The sequence below is a fragment of the Kibdelosporangium banguiense genome (assembly GCF_017876405.1).
Classification (GTDB): domain Bacteria; phylum Actinomycetota; class Actinomycetes; order Mycobacteriales; family Pseudonocardiaceae; genus Kibdelosporangium; species Kibdelosporangium banguiense.
Genome location: NZ_JAGINW010000001.1, coordinates 2,394,166 through 2,417,509 on the forward strand (window position 1 = coordinate 2,394,166; position 23,344 = coordinate 2,417,509).

A 23,344-nucleotide genomic window follows, 5' to 3' on the forward strand; every position below is an offset into this window, starting at 1 on the left:
ATCCTGTTGGCCACGGCAGTCGGTCCGCGTCGGTCCGCGGGTGCACGCGCGATCAGCCCTGGGACTGAGGGCAGGGTCGACAGAATTAATGAACCATGGTTCACTAATGGCATGGCCAGGCCGAGATCCATTTCCGACGAACGGTTGCTGACCGCGCTGGCGACTGTGATCAACACCCAGGGACCCGGATTCACCGTCGCCGACGTGGCGGCCGAGGCAGGCGTCTCGGTCGGCACGGTCGCCCAGCGCTTCGGTTCCAAGCACGGATTGCTGAAAGCCTTGAGCCAGCAGGCTTTGCGCCAGGTCCGCGACCAGGTCCGGGCAGCGCCGGACATCCGCACCGCGATCCTGGACACCTACCGCGCGCTGGACGACCCGGCGACAGCCGCGAACAACCTCGGCCAGCTCGCCAGCGACCTGGCCGACCCTGAGCTGCGAGCACTGCTTGGCGAGTTCTACGCGGTCCTTGAGGCAGAGCTGGCGGTGCACGGTTCGCCCCAGCTGGCCCGGATCCTGTCGTCGCTCGCCAACGGCACCGCGATCGCGTGGTCGGTCGACCCGCGCGGCAGTCTGCTCGACCGCCTGGCCGAAGACATCGACGCAGTACTGAAAGGATGGCAGCACAATGGCTGAACTGGTTGCCGTGGTCGCGGGCGCGACCAGGGGCTGCGGCCGCGGTATCGCGGTCGAGCTCGGTGCGATCGGCGCCACGGTCTACGTCGCCGGCCGGACCACCCGGTCATCGGCAAGCCCGATGAACCGGCCGGAGACCATTGAGGACACCGCGGAACTGGTCACCAAGGCCGGTGGCCAGGGGATCCCGGTCCGCTGCGACTTCACCGTCCAGTCCGACGTGGCGGCGTTGCGCGACCGGCTGACCCGGCTGGACGTGCTGGTGGACGACGTCTGGGGCGGCGATCCCTTTGTGGATCACGAAAGGCCGTTCTGGGAGTCCGATCTGGACGCCGCGTTGCGTGTGCACCGCAACGGCATGGAGACGCACCTGGTCGCGCTGCACACGTTGGTGCCGTTGATGGTCCGGCAGGGATCCGGCCTGGTCATCGAGATCACCGACGGCGACGACGAGACGTACCACGGCACGGCCCTGCCGTATTACCTGGTGAAGTCCGGGATTCGTCGGATCGGCCAGGCGATGGCCAAACAACTGAGCCCGCACGGCGTGACCGCGCTGGCCCTCACCCCGGGCTTCATCCGGTCCGAGGCGATGCTGGACATGCTGGGCGTCACCGAGGAGACCTGGCGAGACGCGATCGCCCAGGACCCGCACTTCGCTATGGCCGAATCCCCGCACTACGTCGGCCGCGGCGTCGCCGCGCTCGCGACCGATCCGGACGTGCACAGGTTCGCCGGTCAGTCGTTGTCATCCTGGAGGCTGATGAGGGAGTACGACTTCAAGGACCTCGACGGCACCCAACCGGACTGGGGCCGCTGGTACGACGACATCTTCGGCAAAGGCCTGAGCACCGACAGCGTCGATCCGGCGGACTACCGCTAGGCCTCGCCCGGCCGGACCAGGCCGGTCTCGTACGCGAGCACCACGGCCTGGACCCGGTCGCGCAGTTCGAGCTTCGACAGCACCCGGCCGACGTGCGTCTTCACCGTCGCCTCGGACAGGAACAGCTTCCGGGCGATCTCGGTGTTCGACAGTCCCTGTGCCATCAGGACGAGCACCTCGCGTTCCCGCTCGGTGAGAGCGTCGAGCATCGAGGCGTCCCGCAACTGCCCGCCGGACGCACCGAGAAAGCGGTCCAGCAGCCGGCGCGTGACACTCGGGGAGACCACCGCGTCCCCGCTCGCGACCGATCGCAAGGCCGCGACCAGGTGATCCGGTGGAGTGTCCTTGAGCATGAACCCGCTCGCGCCGTTCTTCAGCGCGGTCAGCGCGTACTCGTCCAGGTCGAAGGTCGTCATCACGAGCACCTTCGCGGTACCCGCCTCCGTGATCAGCTTGGTCGCCTCGACCCCGTCCAGCACGGGCATCCGCACATCCATCAGCACCACGTCCGGCCGCAGCTCGTCCGCCAGCCGGACAGCCGCGTCACCGTCGCCGGCCTCGCCGACGATCTCCATGTCCGGCTGGGCGCCGAGGACCATCCGGAAGCCGACACGCATCAGCTCCTGGTCGTCGACCAGTACCACTTTGATCATGCTCGCTAAGTTCCTTGTATTGGGAGGACCGCACGTACGTGCCACCCGCCGCCGGGCCGCGGGCCGGCTTCCAGTGTGCCCCCGAAGACGTTCGCGCGTTCGCGCATGCCGATCAGGCCATTGCCGCCCGAGATGCTCACCAGCTCGTGCGGCGTGCCGAAACCGTCGTCGGTGATGTCCAGCTCGATGTTGTCGCCGATCCGGGACACCCGCACGATGGCGGACGCGCCCGCGCCCGCGTGTTTCAACGTATTGGTCAACGCCTCCTGCACGATCCGGTAGATCCCCAGCCCGATTCCGGCGGGCAGACCGTCCAGCTCGCCCTTCAGCTTGAGCCGCACAGGCAGACCGACCAGCCGCACACGGTCGGCCAGGTCGTTGAGCGAACTCGTGCCAGGTTGGGGCGTGCGTTCCGACTCGCTGTCGTCCGCGCGCAGCACACCAAGCAGCCTGCGCAGCTCGGTCAACGCCTCCCGGCCGGTCGAGGAGATCGTTTTCACCGCGCGTTCCGCCAGCTCGGGATTGGTGTGCACGGCAAATGTCGCGCCGTCGGCCTGCACGACCATCACGCTCACGGCGTGCGCCACCACGTCGTGCAGTTCGCGAGCGATCCGGGCGCGCTCTTCCGCGACCGCGATCTTGGCCTGCTGGTCGCGTTCGTTCTCCAGCAGGCGGAGTCGTTGCTCGACCTCTGACTGGTAGGCCCGGCGTGCGCCGACGAATTCGCCGAGCACCCAGCAGAACGCGAGCAGCCCGAGCACCGCGATGCCGGCGATCCCCCAGTTCCCCGCTGGCCTGACCAGCCAGAATGACCACATCGCGGTGCAGAGCACGAGCCACAGCGCATAGACAGCGGCCTGCCTGCGACCGACGTACACCACCATCGTGTACAGCGAGATGCCCAGCGCGATGTCCGCGGCTCTGAGCAAGTCGTTCGTGCCCAGCACACCGTCGACGACCAACTGCAGGACGCCCGCGCCGAGTACGAGATAGCAGGACAGCAGCGAATTGCGCCTGCGCAGTACGATCGGCGCGATCACCAGCACGTCGATGCCCGCGTAGACGAAAAACGGCTCACGGAACTGGTGGGAGATCAGGATCGGCAACTCCAGCAGCACCAGGAACAGCGCCAGCAGAGAGTCCCCGAAGGTCGGATGCCCGCGCATCCACAGACTCAGCCGTCGCACATCAGCAGCCTAAGCATTCTCGGGCCTCCGGCGCGTCGCACCGGAGGCTGAGACCGCTCGGCCCGCAGTCTGAGAATTTACGGGGTCAGGTACGGCGGAGTCGTATCCACGCTCGGCTCAGGCGCCTGCTCGTGCCGGATCGCCTGGACGTTCGGCTGGACCTGCGTCTGTGGCTGACCAGGCGGGTGCGCCATCTCCTCGGCCAGCCGTTCCTGCAGCTGGCGATCCTTGATCCGGGCCAGGATCGCGATGGTCAGGGCGTGTGCTGCGGCCAGGAGCAGCAGCATGATGCCCAGCCGGAGGATGACGCCCTCGGTCGGGTTGGAGCCCACATCGACGGTCGAGATCAGCATCAGCACACCGAGCACAACCAGGTGGAACAGCACGGTGACCAGCCGCGTCATCGACGCGCCGGCCGCCGAATCGCCATAGGAGTGCTCAAGGTACTTCCGTCCGCTGCGGTAGATGATCTGCCCGTCGATGGCCACGAGGATGGCACCCAGCACCAGGAAGGCGATGTAGCTGTTCGTGTCCATACCGACGGATACCCAATGCGGCGGGTTTTGCAACCGGGCTTCAGCAGGACATGGCACGATTTGACGAGTGACGACGGCTACCGACCAGCAACAGCACCTTGCCGGGCCGTTGTCGACGGCTGTCGCCCAGCTCTGCGTCCGGTTGCAGTCGCAGGTCTCGGCACGCACCGCGGCCGGGTTCCGGGAAGTGCTGCGCAGGCTGTCGGCGCCGCTGCAGGTCGCGGTCGCCGGCCGGATCAAGTCCGGCAAGTCCACGCTGGTCAACGCCCTCATCGGCCGCCGGGTCGCGCCGACCGACATCGGCGAGTGCACCCGGCTGGTGACCAGGTTCCAGTACGGCACCGTCGACCGGGTCGAGGTGATCTTCAACGACGGCCGCAAGCAGGTGCTGCCGTTCGACGCGGGCGGCATGATCCCGGCGACCCTGGACGTGGACTTCGACGAGGTCTCGCACCTTGAGGCGTACCTGACCAACGCGGTGCTGCGGGATCTGACCGTGATCGACACCCCTGGTCTCGGGTCGCTGGACGCCGCCTCGGTCGCGCGGACCGAGTTGCTGCTCGGCGCTGCGAAGCCGGAGGAAACGGAGTCGAACGAACTCGACGACACCTCCCGCAACGCTGTCGCCGGCGCGGAGGCCGTGCTCTACGTCGTGACGCAAGGTGTGCGCGCCGACGACCAGCAAGCGCTTGCGGCGTTCACAGCCGCTACTGCGAGTCGTGACGCCGGGCCGGTCAACGCGATCGCAGTGCTGAACAAGGCCGACACGATCGCGCCGGAGTCGGTGAGCGGCGCGGATGGCGACGTGTGGAAGGCCGCGTCGCTGCTCGCGGAGAAGCAGGCGCTGACGTTGAAGCCACGCGTCGCGGATGTGCTGCCGGTGATCGGGCTGCTGGCCGAGTCCGCCGAGTCCGGCGGGTTCACCTCGGCCGACGCCGACGCGTTGCGCCAGCTCGCCGGGCTGGACGAGATGACCTGGGAGATGATGCTCGTCTCGGCGGACATCTTCACCACCTGGGAATGCGACGTGCCGAGCGGCACCCGTGTCCGGCTGCTGGAGAAACTCGACCTCTACGGCATCGGCCACGCGGTGAACGCGTTGCGCGAAGAGCCAGAACTGACTGCGGGTGCGCTCCGCCGCAAGCTCCTTGACGCTTCGGGGCTCGCCGGTGTGCGTGCCAGGCTTGACGCGGTGTTCCGTGCTCGTGCCGACGGTATCAAAGCCGCCGCCGCGCTCGCGTCTGTCACGGCTCTCGCGCAGGCCTCGGGCGATCCAGGCGAACGCCAACGTGTGCACGACGCGATCGAAGTCCTGCTGGCCAAACCCGAAGCGCATGCCTTGCGCCTGCTTGAGGCCCTCACGCTGGTCACGTCCGGCGCCGTGGCGATGCCGGAGGACCTGGCCGAGGAGGTGCTCAGGGTCGGTGGCAGCGCCGACATCGGTGAGCAGCTGGGAATGAAAGGCCGCCCGGTCAACGAGCTGGTCGCGTACTCGCTGGAGCGCGCCGGGTGGTGGCGGTCGTTCGCTTCGTTCGGGGCCACGCCCGCCCAGAGCCGCGTGGCACACGTCGTGCATCGCGCCTATTTCCTTGTCTGGCAGCGGCTGCGCGGCCAGACTTGATAGCTTCGCCTCGACGTTTCCTCTCACAGACTGGGTGATTTCGGTGGCTTCTGTATTCCGGCGGACCCAAACGGACGACGAGGACGTCGCCGGGCAGTCCGATCCGACCATCGAGGTGAGCGCCGAGATGATCGCCGGGATCGACAACGCGACCGACCCGCTCAAACAGGCCCTGACCGAGCGTGAATCCCTCGTCCAGCTGTGCCTCTACGCGTTGGACCGGGCTCGCAGCGCCGGCGTGGTCGAGCGGCTGGAGGAGGGACTCGCGGGGATAGGTGTGTCCGCGATCCGGCCCGATGGTGACCTGTTCGACCCTGCGCAGCACGAGGCAGGCGGTACCGTGCCGACCCAGGACGTGACGATGGACGGGGTCGTGGCGGAGACCGAAGTGGCTGGATTCGTGGATCGCGGCAAGCTTCTGCGGGCGCCGATCGTGACTGTGTACAAGGCCCAGCAACCGTGACCGCGCCGCCGGTGAGCTTGCCCAAGCAGGTCGCCCAGCATCGCGAGGTGATGCTGAACCTGCTGCGGGAGGTCGCGCCGGAGTCGGCCAAGTGGGTCGAGGAGCTGCGCGGCCGTCGCCGTCGCAAGCCGACCGTCGTCACCATCGGAGAGACCAACCGCGGCAAGAGCTCCCTGGTCAACGCCCTGCTCGACCAGCCTGGTCTGTCCCCTGTGGACGCCGACGTGGCGACCGCGACGTACCTGGTGTTCGGACATGCCGACGAGTGGGAGGCCCGGGCCTGCTACCCGGGCACGCTGGCGCCGGTGCCGGTCGACATCGGACAGCTGGTGAACTGGGTGTCCGCGTCGCACGACCTGCCCGAAGGCCAGCTGCCGCCAAGATATGTGGAGGTCGACGGCCCGGTCGGCCTGCTCAGCGAGATCTCCATTGTGGACACACCCGGCGTCGGCGGGCTGGAATCGGTGCACGGCGAACTGGCCGCCGAAGCCGCCGCGAGCGCGACGGCGCTGCTGTTCGTGGTGGACGCGTCGGCGCCGTTCACCCTCGGCGAGCTGAACTTCCTGCAGAACGTTGGTGACCGCGTGGAAACAGTGATCTTCGCACTGGCCAAAGTGGACCAGTTCCGTGGCTGGCGGCAGGTACTCGAAGCCAACCAGAGCCTGCTGCGTGACCACGCGCCCCGGTTCGGCGATGCGGTGTTCCACCCCGTGTCGGCCCGCATGTACGAGATGGCCCGGAAGGCGCCGTCGCCCGAGACCATGGCCATGCTCCAGGAGAAGTCCGGCCTCACGGCACTGTCGGACGCGTTGCGGGAACTGGTGATCGGCAAGGCCGCGATGCTCGCCGAGGCCAACACCATGCGTGCCCTGACAACCTCACTCGACGAGGTCAAAGTGCAGCTCGCGGCCGAATGCCGGGCGCTCACCACCGGCGCGGAGGAGGCGAAAGTGCTCCGGGCCCGCAAGGAAGAGCTCACCGCACAACGCAAATCGGCCACCCGCGGCTGGCAGGTGAAGCTGCGCGGCGAGATCCAGCGCACCCGCATCGAGAACACCCACGAAGTCAGCCGCGAGATGCGCGACATGCAGACCTGGTTTCGCCAGGCGATCGACGTGGCCGACCGCGACGCGCTGGCCGCCCTGCCCGCCCAGGTCGACGCGGCCCTGCAACTGGTCTCCCGCCGAATCAGCTATTCGGTCGGCGCCCGCCTGAACAAAATCGGCGAGACAGTGCTGACCGGCCTGTTCTCCCCGGACGAACTGGCGATCCTGCAAGCCCAGTACGCCCGCGCCGGCCAACCCCCGGTCGTCCTGCGCACACCCGAGAAAAGACCCGGCACCTCCGAGGACAAACTCATGGTGATGATGGGCATCTCGGGCGGAGTAGGCCTCGGCAAACTCGCCACTCTGCCGTTGGGCCTGTTCGGCGCGGCCGCGGCCGGAACCCTCGGCGTGATCGTCGCCCCGGTGACAATCGTCCTGGGCCTGGGCGCCGGCTGGTGGATCTCCCGCACCCGCAGGCACACCCAGGACAAGCTACACATGAAAACCTGGCTGACCGACGCGATAGCCGACGCCCGCGCAACCCTCGACCAAATGGTGGCCGACCAACTGATCCAGGCCGAGCAAGAACTTTCCCTGGCCCTCGACGACGCCCTTGGCCGCCGAATCGGCGCCATCGAAGAAGAACTCCGCGAAGTCGACAAAGCCATGCGCCTGGGCGCCACCGAACGCTCCAAACGCCTCCAAGCCGTCAACCAACACCTGGCCCAAGTCGAATCGGGCATCCAGACTGCCAAAGCGCTCCTGGCCCGCATCCGCACAGCCAAGGTCAAACCAGCGACAACCTGATCTCGTCTCGCACGCCAGAAGGGCTGAAAATAGCCGATTGGCATACCGTGCGACTCCGAAATCCAGCCTTGCCTGATCCGTTCTGATCGGGCCGCTTTGTGTACCGCTCTGTGACACAGGGGCTTTCGATGGCGTCCAGCAGAAGCGTGGATAGCAGCTCGGCTAACTCCAGGGAAGTCCCACAGTCGGCGGTAGGAAGGTCCAGAGTCACCTCGTTAATCTCGTCTGCAAAAGCCTGACAAGCGAGGCTGCATCGCTGCGGTAGTGGATCCACGAGGGGTGGCGGTCGTATGGAGGAGTTCAGCGTCGGTCGCTTGGCGTATTCCCAGTCCGTCCACCTTGTATGGCGCAAGAGCAGCGCGAGCGAGAGTCAAGGAACCGACGAGTGTGTAGAGGTTGCGGTACTGAACTCCCATGTCTACTTCCGGGATTCCAAGCACAAGGATGGACCGTGTTTGGCAGTTCCTATTCGACAATTTGCTGTGTTGCGGAGTATGCTGCACGCCAAACCCAGCGATTAGGCCGGTTGTTCGGTTTTGATCCTGGAACTCATTCTTCTGAATATGCGAAAGACTTCACCGTCATACCGTCAGATACTCTCTGGTACATGTACGGTACAACGGCAAAGTCGAACGTTGTGATCGCATCTTTCTCGCGTTTGGCGCTGTATCATTCAACGCGACTTTGTCTCGACAACATCACCCTGTCCCATCGGTGTGAGGACAGCCAATAGGGAACGGACGTACGCCGCTGCGGCTAAAGACGCGTATCTGCGCCAGGTGTCATTCCGATGCGCGTCGCCGTAGTCGCTTATGCCGCGGACCATGAACCACTGCACTTCGTTGAGGAATCCGCTACTGCCGATGCCGGCACCCTCCATTTCGATGGCCAGGACACGATGTTCACTCGCGAGGCGGTCGCGAACCAATACGTCGCGAAGCGAACGATCCGCGCTCCCGATCAGCCCGAGATGCACCTTCGGCCAGCCCTTCCGATGACCACTGCGACTTCGCCGGGGATGGTCGAGGCGGTAACCCGAACTGTCATGGACAACATCAGTGCTGTCCGGAGGACGGGCGTATCCAGTGAGTTCTGTTCGCGTGGCGGTGACGTCCAGCCACTGTTCCCAGGGGTGGGCGCCGCTGAGCTCTTCTGTCTTCAGAATGGTTGCGCATCGCGTCAGGCGCGCTGACGGCATTGGGAAACCCCGTCGCAGTTCCGTGCCACCTGGAAGCGCGTGGACATGGTCGTAGTCGACGACGCCTTCTGTCGCGACAACGATGTCGCCGAGCCGTACGTGGCGTTCGGGCCGGTTCACTGCTGGCACACCTGCCGCGATGCCCACCATGACCACGACGTTGATTGAAGGGAAGCTCCTGACCATGTTGGCGCACCCATTCGACGCCGCGTTGGTCGCTGTGTCACCGAGCATGGTTAACGCCACGTGATGGTGGAGCTGGTCGTCAGTGCTGGGCAGTGTTCCCAGCGTGTACTGGGCGGGGTCGTCCACGGCGTAGTGGCTGGCGACGCTCTCGAGTAGGCTTCGCATGGCGACGAACTCCTCGGGAAGTGCCGTGACCAGGCCGATTGCCGGCCGTGGCGTGTCAGGGACAGCACCGCTTTCCGGGGCTCTGCGGGTTCTGATGGCGAGCGACCCGAGATGGCGGATGACTGCCGCTGACTGCCGTCCTATACTTTGCATCGTCAGTTACTCCTTCTTCTTTACCAGGGAAGTTCCGGGTGACTGTACGAAAGGGTGGCCTCTGTGGCGACAGAGGCCACTTTTATGCAGTTTTATTCGAGATCGTTGATAGCCGCATCAATCAGTGCGCTTGATTCCTCCTTTGAAAGGGCGATGTCCTCGAGATTGAGGAACGCCTCGACATAGCTGCTCGTTGCCTCAGGTGTGTCCAGAACGCGGACATCTTTGTTGGGTTCCTCCGCGTTGACGATGTAGTCATTGTTCTCCGAGTCGTACTCGAAGACGGTGAATGAGCCTTTCATGCTCATGCTGAAGCCTGCGGTGAACGGGACGATCCGGATGCTGGTCGGGCCTTTGCGTGTTTCGCCGACGGTCTTCAGCCTGATCAGCTGTTCTTTCATGACAGCGGCGTCGCCGACCCATCGTAGGATCACGGCCTGATCCAGAATGATCGAAATTTTGAGGCCGTCATCGTCGAGAAGTTTTTGACGTCGCAAACGTACGTCGATCGCGCGCTGTTGCCGCTGTGGATCGTAAGCGTAACCACTGAAGACCGCGGTGGCGTATCCGCGTGTCTGAAGCAGGCCGGGAATGGCCAGCGTCTGAAACTGGCGAATAGCGGAGGCGGAATCCTCGTAGGCCAGAAAGTTGAGAAACTTCTGGCTGTAGTATTCGCGGTACGCGTCCCACCAGGATTCCCCCGAGGACCTGGCGATCCCGAGCAGGTCGTCCACCCGTGCGGGTTCGGTGATCTTGTAGTAGTGGAGCAACGCCATCACATCGGACAGCGCGAAGCTGGTGGCCCCAGTCTCGAGACGGATAACTTTGGACAGCGACCAGCCGAGATCGCTGGCAACCGTTTTCTGGGTTAGCAGAGCCTCTTCGCGTGCCTTGCGTAGTTCAGTCCGAAGCCGTCGTTGCTGAACGATCGGAGTAGCGCCTCGCGGCATCCCACTGATCCCTCCATCTATCTTCCTGTAGGCGTGAGGACACCTCTCAGCTGTGTAGGTCGCCCACTGAGTGCTGGCACAAGGCGCTATCTCGACACGAGGGGGCTGTCATGAGGAGCTATGCCTGTGTGCCACACCGTCAGTCATGGTAGCTACACAGTTGACAGGTGGCATAGCGCTTGCAGTCAAGAGACTACTAGCGGAGTAACCCTATATAGCGGATTGCCCGCCTCTAGCGAGTGACATCCCCGTTTGGATACAGTCGTCATAGGACGTGCGGATCTGCGGATGTATCCACGCAGGTCCGCGTGGGTTTCTCGGCGGTATGCAGTCGAGGAACAGTGCGGGAGGACGGCCACGCTTCGCCGTCGCCGCGTCTCGAACGGGGTAACTCCATCAGGGCATGCTGATCTTCCCCGTTGCGGCACGGTCGAGCTTTCTCTTGCAGGGCAACAAAAACGGCCCCGGGCGAACCCGGGGCCGTGCGCCTGACGACGCTGGCAGGCGCTAGCTCTGCTGGTTACTCCGACAAGCGCAGCTTGAGGGCTTCCAGTTCGTCACGCAGTGACGTGGGCAGCTTCTCGCCCATCTTGGCGAACCATTCCTCGATCATCGGAATCTCGGCACGCCATTCGTCGGCGTCGACTTTCAGGACTGCTTCGAGGTCCTCGCGGGGAGTGTCCAAACCGGAAATGTCGAGGTCGTCGAGGGTGGGGACCCAGCCGATCGGTGTCTCCACCGCGGCTGCCTTGCCTTCGATGCGCTCGATGGCCCACTTGAGCACGCGCGAGTTCTCGCCGAAGCCTGGCCAGAGGAACTGCTTCTCCGGGCCGCGGCGGAACCAGTTGACGTAGAAGATCTTCGGCAGCTTGTTCGCGTCGGCCTTCTTGCCGGTGGCGATCCAGTGGGCGAAGTAGTCCGCGGCGTTGTAGCCGATGAACGGGAGCATCGCCATTGGGTCGCGGCGCACGACGCCGACCTTGCCCTTGGCGGCCGCGGTTGTCTCGCTGGAGAGCGTGGCGCCCATGAAGGTGCCGTGGTTCCAGTCGCGGGACTCGGTCACCAACGGGATTGTGTCCTTGCGGCGGCCGCCGAAGAAGATCGCGGAGATCGGCACGCCCTTGGGGTCGTCCCATTCGGGGGCGAGGATCGGGCACTGGTCCATCGGCGTGCAGTACCGCGAGTTCGGATGCGACGACGGCTCGTCGGAGTCCGGCGTCCAGTCCTGCTTCTTCCACGAGGTGAGGTGCGCGGGCGGCTCGCCCATGCCTTCCCACCAGATGTCGCCGTTGTCGGTCAGCGCCACGTTCGTGAAGACCGTGTTGCCGCGCTCGATGGTGCGCATCGCGTTCGGGTTGGTGTGCCAGTCCGTGCCCGGGGCCACGCCGAAGAAGCCGGCTTCCGGGTTGACCGCGTAGAGACGACCGTCCTCACCGAACCGCATCCACGCGATGTCGTCGCCGAGGGTCTCGACCTTCCAGCCCGGGATGGTCGGCTCGAGCATCGCCAGGTTGGTCTTGCCGCAGGCACTGGGGAACGCCGCCGCGATGTAGTAGACCTTCTGCTCCGGCGAGATCAGCTTCAGGATCAGCATGTGCTCGGCCAGCCAGCCCTCGTCACGGCCGATCACCGAGGCGATCCGCAGTGAGTAGCACTTCTTGCCCAGCAGCGCGTTCCCGCCGTAACCAGAGCCGTAGCTCCAGATCTCGCGGGTCTCCGGGAAGTGGCTGATGTACTTGGTCTCGTTGGCCGGCCACGCGACGTCCTGCTGGCCGTCGTCCAGTGGCGCGCCGACGGAGTGCAGACAGGGCACGAAGTCCGCGTCCTCACCGAACTTGGCCAACGCCTTCGAACCCATGCGCGTCATCACTCGCATGGACACGACGACGTACTCCGAGTCGGTGACCTCCACGCCGAGCATCGGCTTGTCCGCCTCGAGCGGGCCCATGCAGAACGGCACGACGTACATCGTGCGACCACGCATGCAGCCCTTGTAGAGCTCGCGCATGGTCGCCTTCATCTCGGCCGGGTCCATCCAGTTGTTGGTCGGCCCGGCGTCGTCGGGGTCGACCGAACAGATGTAGGTGCGCTCCTCGACCCTGGCGACGTCGCCGGGGTCCGAGGCTGCCCAGAACGAGTTGGGTTTCTGCTTCAGCGGTGTGAACGTGCCTGCGTCGACCAGCTGTTTTGTCAGCCGGTCCCACTCCTCGTCCGAACCGTCCGCCCACACCACGCGGTCGGGCGTGGTGAGCTCGGCGACCTCGTGCACCCACTCGAGAAGCCGCCGGTGGGTCGTCGGTGCGGTATCCAGACCTGGAATGGCCAATGCGGTCATCTCGCCTCGTCTCCTGACTGGGGGCTCAAAGCCCGCGACAGACGCCGTTGTCCGACAGCGGGACTTCGACGTCCTCACCAATGGCTTCGCCCACCCACTCCGCGCTGAGCGGTGGGCGTGCCGTGAAAAGGGATGAAGGGAGATTAACCAGCTGACGTCCTGGTAAACGACAGTTGGCGTGTGGGTTGCCTCACCGGACCGATAAGGGGATCGATTCAGCACTCGAATGCGCACGTGTGCTTTCCCACATAACCACAGCCAGCCCGGAAATCTTCCGGTCGGTGCATATTTCCTGATCGGTTCAGGAAATCGGTTCAGAAATCCGCGAGCTTGACCCGGGCCTCAGGCGCGCTGGTTGTCGGGCACGTAGTTGCCCTGCGCGTCGAGGTGTCCGCGTTCCACCTCGGCCCACTCGTCCTCGCCGGTGTGCTGGGAGATCGTGACATTCCCGTCGGACTCGATCACGGTCATCTGGTCGGCGTCGCCGTCACCGTCCGTGTCGGTGAACGCGAAGAGGTCACCGTCCTCGGACTGCACCACAGCGGTGTCGTTCCGGCCGTCGTGGTCCATGTCGGCGGTGGCGGTGCCCGCGCTCATGTCCTCGGACTCCTCCGGCACGTCGACCATGACTTCCTGGTTGCTGGAAGTCGTCTCGTTGCCGGTGTTCTGCGCGGTACTGCTGTCGGCCGGGTTGCCTGTCCTGGGGTCGACGGGGATCCACTCGCCGCGGCCCTCGTCGTAACGGGCGGCGCCGACGACGTTGCCCTGGTCGTCGAGCTCGATCGAGGTGTCCGCGGCGCCGTCGTTGTCGGAGTCGGTGTACGCGACCTGGCCGCCGTCATCGGTCTGCACGATGGCGGTGTCGTTCACGCCATCCTTGTTGACGTCGTATTCCGTCGCGAGGCTGTACTGCTCACCGTCGACGTTCACGGTCATCTCGTCGTTGTGCGCGGTACCCGTGCTGGCGTCCTGGTCGGTGTCGTCGTACACCGCTCCCCCTTGGGTCAAGGTCTCGTATGCGCAGTTGGACTCACGATAGGCCCAGGTGGTTCCCGATCGCTCGGACAGGGGGTTGTCCACAAGCACTGAGGTGGGTGTGAACAGTGGGACAGATGTTGCAAACGGTCCGCACCTGGGTCTCCACAAATCTGTCCCCAGCCTGTGGACAGAACTGTGCACAGGCTGGGGACGAGACCTTATCGAGACCGTCTCGAAACTCGGTTGTCCACAACGGGGCGAAACGAGGACCCTGGTCCGCACGTCATAGAAAGTGACTCGGGACACAAGGCCCTGAGCGGGAGAACACAAAGGTGGTGTCGCCATGATCGTCGCAGGACTCGCAATGATGGTGCTGGCACTGGCCGCCTTGTTGATGGTCGTTCTGACGTCGACAGACGGGGACCAGGAGCCCGCGAACGTGCAAGAGCCCGTCACGCCTGCGTGTGACGGGCTCCACCAGCTGACCGCTGTGCGCTGAGTCAGCGCCGGGCGAGCTTTTCGTACTGCGTCACCTTTGCCACACCGGTTTTCTCGGTCTGGACGGCCGGGGCGGGCAATGGCATTCCCGGGCAGGAAAGATCCCGCTGCGGTGCTTTCCCGTCCACAATGAACGTCTCGACGATGTCGTCGACGCACTTGTTCCCGGTGGCCGCGTAGATTCCGTGGTCGCCTTCACCGGTCACAGTCAGCATCCGCGAGTTGGCGAACGCGCGGTGTGCGCGTTGCGCGCCCTCGATCGGCGTGGCCGGGTCGTGGGTCGACTGGACCATCAGCACGGTCGGCAGGCCGGCACCGGTTGGCTGCGGCAGCCGCACGCTGGGCCGGTTGAAGAAGATGCACGGCTGTGCCACCCATCCCCAGCCGATCAGCGGGTACTGCCTGCCGAGCTGCTCGGACAGCCGGATCACGCTCTGGCGGTTGCCGGTCCACTGTGTGTCGTTGCACGTGATCGAGATGAAGGTCGCCGGGAACGCGTCCGCGTAGCTGATCGGCGACATCGGCATCGGCGTCTGGGGCAGTTGGGCCCGGTATGCCTTGATCTTCGCGGCTGTCGCGGGGGCCGGTTGCGTGGTCGCGTCCCGCACCGAGCCGAGGAATTCGGCCAGCGCGGGGAAGCTCGACTTGGAGTACAGCGACGGGACGATGCTGGCGTCGAACTGGTTCGCGGTCAGGCCGTCGAGCGGCTTGCCCGCGAGTTTGGCCCGGGTCTGCTCGTAGGTCTGGCGGGCGGCCTCAGCGGTCGCGCCGAGGTGGTAGACCGAGTCGTACTTCGCCGCCCAGGCCAGGAAGTCCTCCCGCCAGCGGCGCTCGAAGCCGAGCGGCTGCCAGTTGAACGACTCCTCCCAGCGAGTGGTGAACTCGACGTTCGAGTCGAGCACGAACGCGCCGACCCGGTCGGGGAACGCGGTCGCGTAGTGCGCGCCGAGCCAGGTTCCGCCGGAGTACCCGACCCAGTTGATCTTCGGCCGGTTCACCAGCGTGCGCAGCAGGTCGTAGTCTCGCACGGTCTGCTCGGTGGTGATGTACTTGCCCAGCTCACCGGACTTGGTCTGGCAGTACTGCGCGATCAGCTTGTTGGAGTTGAGGATCAGGTCCAGGTTGGCCCGGCCGCGGTCGCGGGCGTCCAGTTCGGACCCGAGGCTGGCCTGGTTGCCACACGTGATGTTGGTGCTCTGACCGGTCCCGCGTGGGTCGATGCCGAAGACGTCCTGGCTGCCCAGCAGCTTCTGGCGGTTGAGGAAGAGCAGCGGAGTCGTCAGGCCGGGGCCACCGGGCCCGCCCGGGTTGGTGAACACGACACCCTTGGCCGTGCCCGTGCTGGGCAGGCGGGACACCGCGATCGAGATGTCGACGTTGTCGTTCGGCCTGCGCCAGTTCTGTGGTGTCTTGAACGTGCCGCACTCCAGCCGCTCGGCGCCTGGCGGCAGCGCCGAGCCTGGTGCGAAGCACGGCTTCCAGTCGATCTTCTGGCTGGTGTACCGGCTGGGCACGGCTGTGACGCCGTAGTCGTCCGGCTGGGCGATCGCCTGGGTACCGCCCAGCAGCAGGGTGCCGGCCAGCACCGGCACACCCAGCGCGATCTGGATCTTGTTCATGTACTGCCCCTCGCGAGAACTACAAGGGCACTCAGCCTTGTCAATCGCACGCGGAAAAGGCACCGACGAACGTCGGGACTAACCCGGCAAAGTCGCCTGGCCCAAATTGCGCAACCGGACCCGGACCGGGCGAATTGCCTCGGCATAACAGACAAGATTCGTATATCCGCGGGCCCACGACTCGGAGTTGGGGATACGCCAGGCAGGCAGTACTTCCTGGGTGGACGAGCCGAGATATTGCGCGAGCACGCCAGGGCAGCGTTGCTGGGCGAGTTTGTTGATCGCGTCGGTCGGCGGCATCGGATCGCCGGGTTTGCCCAGGCTGATCACGCCGGGCAGGGCCTCGCCGAGATGCGGGGCGTCACACGGGCCACGCCGGATGCGGGCGTCCTTCGACGGCGAGGACACCGAGCACGTCTGGTAGCGCAGATTGTCCACATTCTGCAGTGCGCCTTCCAGCGAACCGGTGCGCTGCAGGGGTTTCTCCTCCGCGCCGACCTCGGCCGCCGTGCACAGCAACCATCGCTCACCCTTGGCCCACTGCTGGTCGTTCGGCCAGAGTGGCATCGCGACCAGGTTGGTCGCGTCGACGTCCGCGCTGCCGAGGTACTCGACCAGCTTGGCCCGGCAGATCGGCATCGTCATCGTGGCCGCAGTCGTCTCGTCGGGCATCGAGGTCGCGGTCAGCTTGCCCGCGCTGATCACCTCTGCGTCGTGCGGATCCCCGCAGTCGACCACCACGGCGTTGCCCGTATCAAGGCACTGACCGGGAGTCGGCGGGTGTTCGCCATACATATTGGCCGGAACGGTGACGCGTCCCGTCGAGGTCGCCGGTGGCGGTGACTGCTGCGACGCCGTTGGCTCGCAGCCCGCTACAGCGATCAGGGCAGCACAAATGGCCACCCCCCAAGCGATCCGCATGACGTGACCGTACCGACCGGTCCGCCTCGCCAAGTCACGATTCGGATACTCCCGCCGGTTGCCTGGTTCCGCTGGTGATCACCGGCCGCCAATGATGCATGCGGTGCCCTACGGCACCTACCATCCGGCAAACGTTTGTAGAGGTTCCGCGGCGAGAGTTTGTGAGGACATCGATGTCTGGATCACCTGGCAAAACCGGGTACGGCCTGCGGTGGAACAACTGGAATCTGCTCCTGCTGGTCCCACTGGTCATGCTGATCACGCCACTGGTCAACTTCGACGGGCCGCGTCTGCTCGGCATGCCCTTCTTCTACTGGTCGCAGTTCGCCTTCGTGATCGTCGGCGTGCTGTGCGTGTGGGTCGTCTACGTCAAGACCAGGGACGAACCGGTCAGCCGGGGCAAGGCCGACAAGCTGAGTGTGGATGACCTGGACGAGGGGGACGTCAAATGAGCAATCTGCAGTGGACGGAAATCGTCATCTTCGCGGTCCTGTTCCTGGTCGTGACCGTGCTCGGCTTCGTGGCCGCGCGCTGGCAGGCCGGCAACACCCTCGACCACCTGGACGAATGGGGTCTCGGCGGCCGGAAGTTCGGCTCGTGGATCACGTGGTTCCTCGTCGGCGGTGACCTCTACACCGCGTACACGTTCGTCGCTGTTCCCGCGCTGGTCTTCGGCGCAGGTGCGATGGGGTTCTTCGCCCTGCCGTACACCGTGATCCTGTATCCGATCGTCTTCCTGCCGCTGTTGCGGATGTGGTCGGTGTCGCGGGTGCACGGTTACGTCACCCCGGCCGACTACGTGCGCGGTCGCTACGGCTCGCGGCTGCTTGCACTGCTGGTCGCGATCACCGGCATCGTGGCCACGATGCCGTACATCGCGTTGCAGCTCGTCGGTCTTGAAGCAGTGCTCCGGACCATGGGCTTCAACGGCGCCGGGTTCCTGGGGCACCTGCCGCTGCTGATCGCGTTCGTGGTGCTCGCGGTCTACACCTACCAGTCCGGCCTGCGGGCGCCCGCGTTGATCGCGTTCGTCAAGGACATCCTGATCTACGTGGTCATCCTGGTCGCGGTGTTCTACCTGCCGGCCAAGCTCGGCGGCTGGGAGACCATCTTCAACTCCGCGCAGGCCAAGTTCGCCGCCACGCCGAACCCGGCCGACGGCATCCTGCTCACCGGCGCCAACCAGCTGCAGTACGCCACTCTCGCGCTGGGCTCGGCGCTCGCGCTGTTCCTCTACCCGCACTCGCTCACCGGCGCGCTGGCCTCCCGGGGCCGCAACGTGATCAAGCGCAACATGGTCGCGTTGCCGGCGTACTCGCTGCTGCTGGGTCTGCTGGCGCTGCTCGGGTTCGTGGCCATCCAGGCCGGGTCCAAGGCGATCACCAACCAGGCGACCGGCCGGCCGGACGGCAACACGATCATCCCGGTGCTGTTCGACACGCAGTTCCCGGCCTGGTTCGCTGGAATCGCGTTCGCCGCGATCGGTATCGGCGCGCTCGTGCCCGCCGCGATCATGTCGATCGCCGCGGCGAACCTGTGGACCCGCAACGTCTACAAGGAGTTCATGCACAAGGACGCGACTCCCAAACAGGAGGCCCAGCAGGCCAAGATCGCATCCCTGGTCGTGAAGTTCGGCGCGGTGCTGTTCATCCTGTTCATCGACCCGCAGTTCTCGATCGACCTGCAGCTGATCGGCGGCGTGATCATCCTGCAGACGCTGCCCGCGGTCGCGATCTCGCTCTACACCAGGTGGTTCCACCTGTGGGGACTGATCGCGGGCTGGGTCGCCGGCATGGCGTGGGGCTTCGCGATGCTGTACGTGATCCCGAACCCGGCGGCAGGCAAGGCGCACTTCGGTGGATCGGCGTTGCCGCTCGGCCAGCTGAGCATCTTCGGCTGGCACCCGTTCTCCGGTTCCACCACACAGATCTACGTCGGTTTCGTGGCGCTGATCGGAAATCTGGTGGTCGCCGCACTGGTCACGTGGATCATGCGGGCCCGCAAGGTGCCCAACGGCCTGGACAAGACACAGGATGCGGACTACCACGCCGATGAGGGCGACCCCCGGCTGAGGGAAGTCGCAGTCCACTAAGGAGAGTCACGCGAAGCCCGGCTGGTCCTCGGATCGGCCGGGTTTTGCTTACCTGGAACGGCTTTGCAACTCCGAGATGGCCTTGGCGGCGAAGTCGCGGGCGGGGCGGCACGGCGCGAGTCGCGGGTCGGCGGCCTGCTGGCGATAGACGATCAGGAGGATCTGGCCGGGCGCCACATCGAGCGCCACACGGCAGGAGGCGACACCGTCGGAGCCGGAACTGTTGGCCAGCTGGATCGCGGGGAACTTGTTGATGCCCACCCAGCGGACAAGTTCGCCGTCCACTTCGTCGGAGTATCTTCGTAAGTCGCCGCCGAACCGCGGGATGACGAGGATCTCCGCGGTGCCGGACTCGGCCATCACCTTGCACCCGGTCGACGTGCGGTACGCGTGCAACGTGGCGCAGATGTCCTGGTTGTCGAGCGGTATGTCGGACGGGCGCTCCAGTGGAGACATGGGTAAGTCCCATTGGTCGTTGACGGCACCGCACGCCGTGAGCATGCCCGTGGCGAGCATCGCCGAGCCGATACCGACGAGGGCGCGACCAGGCACGCCGGCCTCCTCCAGAACATCCGAATTTCCCAGGTGACCACCAAACCACTGATCGTGCCATTAGTCGATGCTGCGTTCGAGTGTGTTTCAAGTTCAGCACGTGAACTAACTGACCGTGTTCAATTCGAGTTCACCGCGCGGCATTCACCCACATCAGCGCTATTTCGTCTGTCAGTCGCAAAGTTGCATGCGCCACGTCTCGTTGTGCTGACCTGTGGGGAAGGCCGGGTGTTGATCGGATCCGACCATTGTGAATCCCCGATCGGCATATATCCGGCGGGCAACCGTGAGGGCGCTGTTTGTCCAAAGTTCAATTGTTTTGTAGCCGGTGGACTTGGCGAACCGCAAGCACTCGTCGACCAATCGGCCACCCAGGCCTATGCCGCGCGCACTTGGTTCGACCAACAGCAGTCGCAACTTCGCGGTCATGTCGTCGACGCGGACGCAGAAGATGCTGCCCATCCGTTCGCCGTCGATTTCCGCGATCCACGCGGCTTCGCTTGTGGCGTCATGGTTGTCTGCGTAGTCCGCGACGATCCGTGCGACGAGCGCTTCGTAGTTCGCGCCCCAGCCGTATTCCTGCGCGTAGATCGCACAGTGCCGTTCGATGACCCAGCCGTAGTCGCCTGGCCTGGGCGGCCGCAGTACAACTGTGCGGTCGCGAGGTTCGGCGCTCAGGCGGTGTTGGATCACGGTCATCGCGTCGACGAGTTCGCTCTGGTCCTTCTCGCTGAGGTTGTCGAGCATCTCGTGGACCTGCGCGTTGGACCGTTCGTTCAGCAGCGCCATGGTCTTCCGGCCTGAGTCGGTCAGCCCGGCCCACTGCCTGCGGCCGTCGGTCGTGGACTTGCCGCGGCTGATCAGGCCGTCGCCCTCGAACCGGGTCAGCATCCGCGACAGGTAGCCCGCGTCGAGGTTCAGGTCCTTGCGCAACGCCGTGACCTCGGTGTTCTCCTGCTGACTGAGCTCGAACAGGACCCGGGTCTCGGTCAGCGTGTACGGCGTCTGGTGGAGCCCTTCGTCCAGCACACCCAGGACTTTTGTGTAGAAGCGGTTGAACTGCCGAACCGCCTGAATCCGCCCGCCAGGAACCATTTGACCCTCGCAACCAATCCGTTGACTGAGTCAAATGTATCCGTGATCAACCCCCGAGCACCAGAGCCGCCGCTCCGACCAGCCCCGCCCGCCCCGCCAACTCGGCAGGCACCACCCTGATGTCACTCACATAGGACAGCTGCGCGTACTCCTCGAGCGCCCGCCGAACCGGATCGAACAGCAACTCTCCGGCCTGAGCGACACCCCCGCCGATGACGGCAAGATCCAGATCGCACAACGCGGCGGTGGCGGCAATCGCCAACCCAACCGCGTGGCCCGCGCGCTCAAACGCCGCGCCAGCCACATCGTCGCCAGCCAGTGCTGCGGCGGCGAGATGCGAAGCGTCTGCGTTGTCCGGCGCCCGCCACCCGCTTCGGCGTGCCCACCGCACAAGATGCGGCCCACCTGCCACGGTCTCCACGCACCCGCGTGCGCCACAACTACAAGGAAGACCGTCTGGCTCAACGACTATGTGCCCGATATGACCAGCATTCCCGGTCCGTCCACCGTAAGGGCGGCCGTGCAGAACGAGTCCTCCGCCAACACCAGTCGAAACAACAAGCCCAACCAGGAACTCGGCGCCACGACCAGCGCCCATCCAGTGTTCGCCGAGGGCCATACAGACCCCGTCCCCACCAAGCTGAACAGGAACCCCAAAGCTCTCATGAAGCCGCCGAGCCAGCGGAAACTCGGCCCAGCACGGCACATTGATCGGACTGACCGTGCCGTTCGTCGAGTTCACCGGCCCTGCACAGGCGACACCGACTCCGTGGACGTCGTGACCTTCGAGCGCTTCGTTTGCAGCTTCGAGGACCGCCGCATAGGCATGATCAAGATCATGAAGAGGAGTCGGGCGCGTCACGTGGCTGAGCACCTCGCCGTGGTCGTCGATGACGCCTGCAGCGATCTTGGTGCCGCCGATGTCGATCGCCAGCGCGGTCATACCCACGCGCTCACCCTAATGAGCGACCCCGGATAGTGAGAAACCCCAAGACGCTGCCAGGTCGGGGGTCCGCCAGCGTCTTGGGGTCACTAGACACATCGCCAGGCTGAGCCAAGTCGTTACTCAGTTTCCGGATGTGTTCCACGTCACTCTTTCGAGTGAACTTTTGAAACTTTGTGTTGATAGCCGGTCACCCTTGGTGGTGCCGACCCGCGAAGTCAGCGGAGGTTGGCGTTCTGCTGCTGCGCGATGATGATCAACTCGTGCCGCATCGCCGGCGTGGCCGCGTTCTCGATCGCACGGTTGACTGCCCGCCGGGTACGAGCCTCGGCGCGGCGGGCACGAATCTTGGCGGTGATGTTCATCAGGTACTGCACCCCTCGGGTTGTCTCGCGGTTGGTATGTACCTATTATGCGCGCCCGCATGCGAGAATGCACCCGATTATCCGGTGACGTCCGCCACCAGCCGATGATTCGTCGGTCAACAGGCGAGCTTGCCGGACATGTCGTCTTATCTTGGTGTCTACCTGAAGTTCTAGATACGGCTAGAGGGCGCCAGAGTTCACTCCTCGCGGCCGAGCAGGAACCGGCCGAAGTGCGGCACGGTGAACGCGATCCGGCCACGCTCGGCGGAGTACACCAGGCCCTTCTTGATCAAGCTGTCCCGCGCGGGCGACAGCGACGACGGCTTGCGGCCCAGCGAAACGGCGATATCCGCCGTGCTCACGCCCTCGTCCCGGCCTTCGGTCAGCTCGGCGATCCCCCGCAGGTACTCCCGTTCGGCGGGCGTGGCCCGTTCGTAACGCGAGCCGAAGAACCCCACGGCCAGTTCCGCCTCGGCTTCCGGCGCGGCGACCGCGACATCTTCATCGGTGATCGGGTCGCTCGGCGCTGCATCCCATGCAGCCTTGCCGTATGCCTGGATGAAGTACGGGTAACCGCCGGAGGCCTCGAACAAGGCGGCCAACGCGTCGGACGTGATGTCCGCGTCCTCGCGCGTGATCGGCGCGAGAATCGCCTGGTGAGCGTCCTGCGCAGACAAACGGTCAATGTGTACGTACCGGAACAGCCGCTCTGAGTAGGACTTGCTCGCCGACAAGACGGCCGGCAGATGTGGCAGGCCAGCACCCACCACCACGAGCGGCGCCTGGTTCTGTGATAGCTCATGGCACGCCGCGCACAACGCCGAGACGTCGTCGGGCAACAGATCCTGCATCTCGTCGATCAACAGCGCCACGCCGGTGCCGACGTCCTGCGCCAGTTCGGCGACATCGGTGAACAGCTCGACCAGGTCGATCTCGATGTCGCCCGAGTCGGCCCTGCCCTGAGCCGCGGGCACGTCGATCCCCGGCTGCCACCGTTCGCGCAACTTGGCGCCCTCGGGCGCGGCTCGGAGCGCAAACGCTTTCAGCACGCTGAGCACGGACTCGACTCGCTCTGGCGCACGGTGTCGTACAGCCAGATCGCGAACCGCACGATGTAGCGCGGCGGACAGCGGCCGTCGCAAATCGGCGTCCGGCCGCGCTTCGACCTTGCCCGCGCCCCAGCCGCGCTTGATCGCCATCGACCGCAGTTCGCCAAGCAGCACGGTTTTACCGACGCCACGCAGGCCAGTCAGCACGAGACTGCGTTCCGGACGCCCACGCGCGACCCGCTCCAGGACGACCTCGAAAGCGGCGACTTCCTTATCCCGACCGGCGAGCTCGGGCGGGCGCTGGCCCGCGCCCGGGGCGAACGGGTTGCGTACCGGGTCCATCATCGGAAGGTATCGGGCTATCTAGTACCGATCCGATATTCCGGCATACATCCCTAAGGCGTGTCGGCGATCGC

General features: G+C 65.2%; 23 protein-coding genes. 9 read left to right on the forward strand and 14 right to left on the reverse strand.

The features are described 5' to 3' along the window. Positions 1-111 precede the first annotated feature (111 nt). Both JOF56_RS11435 and JOF56_RS11440 read left to right on the forward strand, forming a co-directional pair. Entirely contained in the window at positions 112-633 is a 522-nt protein-coding gene (locus tag JOF56_RS11435) for a TetR family transcriptional regulator (protein WP_209637073.1), read from the forward strand. Further along, on the forward strand, positions 626-1,516 hold the full coding sequence (locus JOF56_RS11440) for an SDR family oxidoreductase (RefSeq protein WP_209637075.1): 891 nt from the start codon (positions 626-628) through the stop codon (positions 1,514-1,516). The genes JOF56_RS11435 and JOF56_RS11440 overlap by 8 nt, the downstream gene beginning before the upstream one ends. Here JOF56_RS11440 and JOF56_RS11445 read toward each other — a convergent pair. From JOF56_RS11445 to JOF56_RS11455, 3 genes are all read right to left on the reverse strand, one after another. Further along, positions 1,513-2,169 (reverse strand): response regulator, encoded by a 657-nt coding sequence (locus tag JOF56_RS11445; RefSeq protein ID WP_209637077.1) that lies wholly within the window; start codon positions 2,167-2,169, stop codon positions 1,513-1,515. The two genes, JOF56_RS11440 and JOF56_RS11445, sit on opposite strands and share 4 nt — an antisense overlap. A 5-nt stretch (positions 2,170-2,174) precedes the next feature. Beyond that, on the reverse strand, positions 2,175-3,335 hold the full coding sequence (locus JOF56_RS11450; RefSeq protein ID WP_209648182.1) for a sensor histidine kinase: 1,161 nt from the start codon (positions 3,333-3,335) through the stop codon (positions 2,175-2,177). A gap of 98 nt (positions 3,336-3,433) precedes the next feature. Continuing rightward, positions 3,434-3,892, reverse strand: a complete 459-nt coding sequence (locus JOF56_RS11455) for a hypothetical protein (protein ID WP_209637079.1) — start codon at positions 3,890-3,892, stop codon at positions 3,434-3,436. A gap of 67 nt (positions 3,893-3,959) precedes the next feature. Here JOF56_RS11455 and JOF56_RS11460 point away from each other — a divergent pair, with 67 nt between their 5' ends. The 4 genes from JOF56_RS11460 (at position 3,960) to JOF56_RS11475 (ending at position 8,350) form a co-directional block, all read left to right on the forward strand. Then, entirely contained in the window at positions 3,960-5,513 is a 1,554-nt protein-coding gene (locus tag JOF56_RS11460) for a dynamin family protein (protein WP_209637081.1), read from the forward strand. Between the two features lie 109 nt (positions 5,514-5,622). Continuing rightward, complete coding sequence (locus JOF56_RS11465) at positions 5,623-5,976, forward strand: nucleotide exchange factor GrpE (RefSeq protein ID WP_372448375.1); 354 nt, start codon at positions 5,623-5,625, stop codon at positions 5,974-5,976. Then, a complete protein-coding gene (locus tag JOF56_RS11470; RefSeq protein WP_209637083.1) occupies positions 5,973-7,829 on the forward strand; it encodes a dynamin family protein in 1,857 nt (618 codons plus the stop codon). Before JOF56_RS11465 ends, JOF56_RS11470 begins: the two co-directional genes overlap by 4 nt. A 290-nt stretch (positions 7,830-8,119) precedes the next feature. Next, positions 8,120-8,350 carry a DUF397 domain-containing protein gene (locus JOF56_RS11475; RefSeq protein ID WP_209637084.1) on the forward strand — a complete coding sequence of 77 codons (231 nt, stop codon included), beginning with the start codon at positions 8,120-8,122 and terminating at the stop codon, positions 8,348-8,350. A gap of 152 nt (positions 8,351-8,502) precedes the next feature. Here JOF56_RS11475 and JOF56_RS11480 read toward each other — a convergent pair whose 3' ends face one another. The 4 genes from JOF56_RS11480 to JOF56_RS11495 form a co-directional block, all read right to left on the reverse strand. Next, positions 8,503-9,531, reverse strand: a complete 1,029-nt coding sequence (locus JOF56_RS11480) for a 5'-methylthioadenosine/S-adenosylhomocysteine nucleosidase family protein (protein WP_372447861.1) — start codon at positions 9,529-9,531, stop codon at positions 8,503-8,505. Between the two features lie 92 nt (positions 9,532-9,623). Further along, entirely contained in the window at positions 9,624-10,481 is an 858-nt protein-coding gene (locus JOF56_RS11485) for a helix-turn-helix domain-containing protein (protein WP_209637086.1), read from the reverse strand. Between the two features lie 520 nt (positions 10,482-11,001). Next, complete coding sequence (locus JOF56_RS11490) at positions 11,002-12,816, reverse strand: phosphoenolpyruvate carboxykinase (GTP) (protein WP_209637087.1); 1,815 nt, start codon at positions 12,814-12,816, stop codon at positions 11,002-11,004. A 342-nt stretch (positions 12,817-13,158) separates the two neighbouring features. Continuing rightward, complete coding sequence (locus JOF56_RS11495) at positions 13,159-13,806, reverse strand: DUF6802 family protein (RefSeq protein WP_209637088.1); 648 nt, start codon at positions 13,804-13,806, stop codon at positions 13,159-13,161. Between the two features lie 331 nt (positions 13,807-14,137). On the opposite strand from JOF56_RS11495, the gene JOF56_RS11500 reads away from it, so the two are divergent. Beyond that, positions 14,138-14,293 carry a hypothetical protein gene (locus JOF56_RS11500; RefSeq protein ID WP_209637089.1) on the forward strand — a complete coding sequence of 52 codons (156 nt, stop codon included), beginning with the start codon at positions 14,138-14,140 and terminating at the stop codon, positions 14,291-14,293. 1 nt (position 14,294) lies between these two features. On the opposite strand, the gene JOF56_RS11505 is transcribed toward JOF56_RS11500, so the two are convergent. Both JOF56_RS11505 and JOF56_RS11510 read right to left on the reverse strand, forming a co-directional pair. After that, on the reverse strand, positions 14,295-15,911 hold the full coding sequence (locus JOF56_RS11505; protein WP_209637091.1) for an alpha/beta hydrolase: 1,617 nt from the start codon (positions 15,909-15,911) through the stop codon (positions 14,295-14,297). 78 nt (positions 15,912-15,989) lie between these two features. Beyond that, positions 15,990-16,832: a septum formation family protein gene (locus JOF56_RS11510; RefSeq protein ID WP_209637093.1), complete on the reverse strand. Its 843-nt coding sequence runs from the start codon at positions 16,830-16,832 to the stop codon at positions 15,990-15,992. Positions 16,833-17,005: 173 nt separating this feature from the next. On the opposite strand from JOF56_RS11510, the gene JOF56_RS11515 reads away from it, so the two are divergent. Both JOF56_RS11515 and mctP read left to right on the forward strand, forming a co-directional pair. Next, entirely contained in the window at positions 17,006-17,284 is a 279-nt protein-coding gene (locus tag JOF56_RS11515) for a DUF3311 domain-containing protein (protein ID WP_209637095.1), read from the forward strand. Further along, on the forward strand, positions 17,281-18,924 hold the full coding sequence (gene mctP, locus JOF56_RS11520; RefSeq protein ID WP_209637097.1) for a monocarboxylate uptake permease MctP: 1,644 nt from the start codon (positions 17,281-17,283) through the stop codon (positions 18,922-18,924). Before JOF56_RS11515 ends, mctP begins: the two co-directional genes overlap by 4 nt. A gap of 48 nt (positions 18,925-18,972) precedes the next feature. Here mctP and JOF56_RS11525 read toward each other — a convergent pair whose 3' ends face one another. From JOF56_RS11525 to JOF56_RS11545, 5 genes are all read right to left on the reverse strand, one after another. After that, positions 18,973-19,476 carry a DUF3558 domain-containing protein gene (locus JOF56_RS11525; RefSeq protein WP_209637099.1) on the reverse strand — a complete coding sequence of 168 codons (504 nt, stop codon included), beginning with the start codon at positions 19,474-19,476 and terminating at the stop codon, positions 18,973-18,975. A 171-nt stretch (positions 19,477-19,647) separates the two neighbouring features. Then, entirely contained in the window at positions 19,648-20,571 is a 924-nt protein-coding gene (locus JOF56_RS11530) for a bifunctional helix-turn-helix transcriptional regulator/GNAT family N-acetyltransferase (protein WP_209637100.1), read from the reverse strand. A gap of 46 nt (positions 20,572-20,617) precedes the next feature. Then, on the reverse strand, positions 20,618-21,514 hold the full coding sequence (locus tag JOF56_RS11535; RefSeq protein ID WP_209637102.1) for an ROK family protein: 897 nt from the start codon (positions 21,512-21,514) through the stop codon (positions 20,618-20,620). Positions 21,515-21,732: 218 nt separating this feature from the next. Then, positions 21,733-21,879, reverse strand: coding sequence for a hypothetical protein (locus JOF56_RS11540; RefSeq protein WP_209637104.1), 147 nt, complete (start codon positions 21,877-21,879; stop codon positions 21,733-21,735). A 197-nt stretch (positions 21,880-22,076) separates the two neighbouring features. Then, entirely contained in the window at positions 22,077-23,270 is a 1,194-nt protein-coding gene (locus JOF56_RS11545) for an ATP-binding protein (RefSeq protein ID WP_209637106.1), read from the reverse strand. Positions 23,271-23,344: the final 74 nt, after the last annotated feature.

Excerpts from the sequence above, each read along its gene's own strand:
- JOF56_RS11435 (WP_209637073.1), top strand. The coding sequence starts at position 112 with ATGGCCAGGCCGAGATCCATTTCCGACGAACGGTTGCTGACCGCGCTG.
- JOF56_RS11440 (WP_209637075.1), top strand. The coding sequence starts at position 626 with ATGGCTGAACTGGTTGCCGTGGTCGCGGGCGCGACCAGGGGCTGCGGC.
- JOF56_RS11445 (WP_209637077.1), bottom strand. The coding sequence starts at position 2,169 with ATGATCAAAGTGGTACTGGTCGACGACCAGGAGCTGATGCGTGTCGGC.
- JOF56_RS11450 (WP_209648182.1), bottom strand. The coding sequence starts at position 3,335 with ATGCGCGGGCATCCGACCTTCGGGGACTCTCTGCTGGCGCTGTTCCTG.
- JOF56_RS11455 (WP_209637079.1), bottom strand. The coding sequence starts at position 3,892 with ATGGACACGAACAGCTACATCGCCTTCCTGGTGCTGGGTGCCATCCTC.
- JOF56_RS11475 (WP_209637084.1), top strand. The coding sequence starts at position 8,120 with ATGGAGGAGTTCAGCGTCGGTCGCTTGGCGTATTCCCAGTCCGTCCAC.
- JOF56_RS11480 (WP_372447861.1), bottom strand. The coding sequence starts at position 9,531 with ATGCAAAGTATAGGACGGCAGTCAGCGGCAGTCATCCGCCATCTCGGG.
- JOF56_RS11485 (WP_209637086.1), bottom strand. The coding sequence starts at position 10,481 with ATGCCGCGAGGCGCTACTCCGATCGTTCAGCAACGACGGCTTCGGACT.
- JOF56_RS11490 (WP_209637087.1), bottom strand. The coding sequence starts at position 12,816 with ATGACCGCATTGGCCATTCCAGGTCTGGATACCGCACCGACGACCCAC.
- JOF56_RS11500 (WP_209637089.1), top strand. The coding sequence starts at position 14,138 with ATGATCGTCGCAGGACTCGCAATGATGGTGCTGGCACTGGCCGCCTTG.
- JOF56_RS11505 (WP_209637091.1), bottom strand. The coding sequence starts at position 15,911 with ATGAACAAGATCCAGATCGCGCTGGGTGTGCCGGTGCTGGCCGGCACC.
- JOF56_RS11510 (WP_209637093.1), bottom strand. The coding sequence starts at position 16,832 with ATGCGGATCGCTTGGGGGGTGGCCATTTGTGCTGCCCTGATCGCTGTA.
- JOF56_RS11515 (WP_209637095.1), top strand. The coding sequence starts at position 17,006 with ATGTCTGGATCACCTGGCAAAACCGGGTACGGCCTGCGGTGGAACAAC.
- mctP (WP_209637097.1), top strand. The coding sequence starts at position 17,281 with ATGAGCAATCTGCAGTGGACGGAAATCGTCATCTTCGCGGTCCTGTTC.
- JOF56_RS11530 (WP_209637100.1), bottom strand. The coding sequence starts at position 20,571 with ATGGTTCCTGGCGGGCGGATTCAGGCGGTTCGGCAGTTCAACCGCTTC.
- JOF56_RS11535 (WP_209637102.1), bottom strand. The coding sequence starts at position 21,514 with ATGACCGCGCTGGCGATCGACATCGGCGGCACCAAGATCGCTGCAGGC.
- JOF56_RS11540 (WP_209637104.1), bottom strand. The coding sequence starts at position 21,879 with ATGAACATCACCGCCAAGATTCGTGCCCGCCGCGCCGAGGCTCGTACC.
- JOF56_RS11545 (WP_209637106.1), bottom strand. The coding sequence starts at position 23,270 with ATGGACCCGGTACGCAACCCGTTCGCCCCGGGCGCGGGCCAGCGCCCG.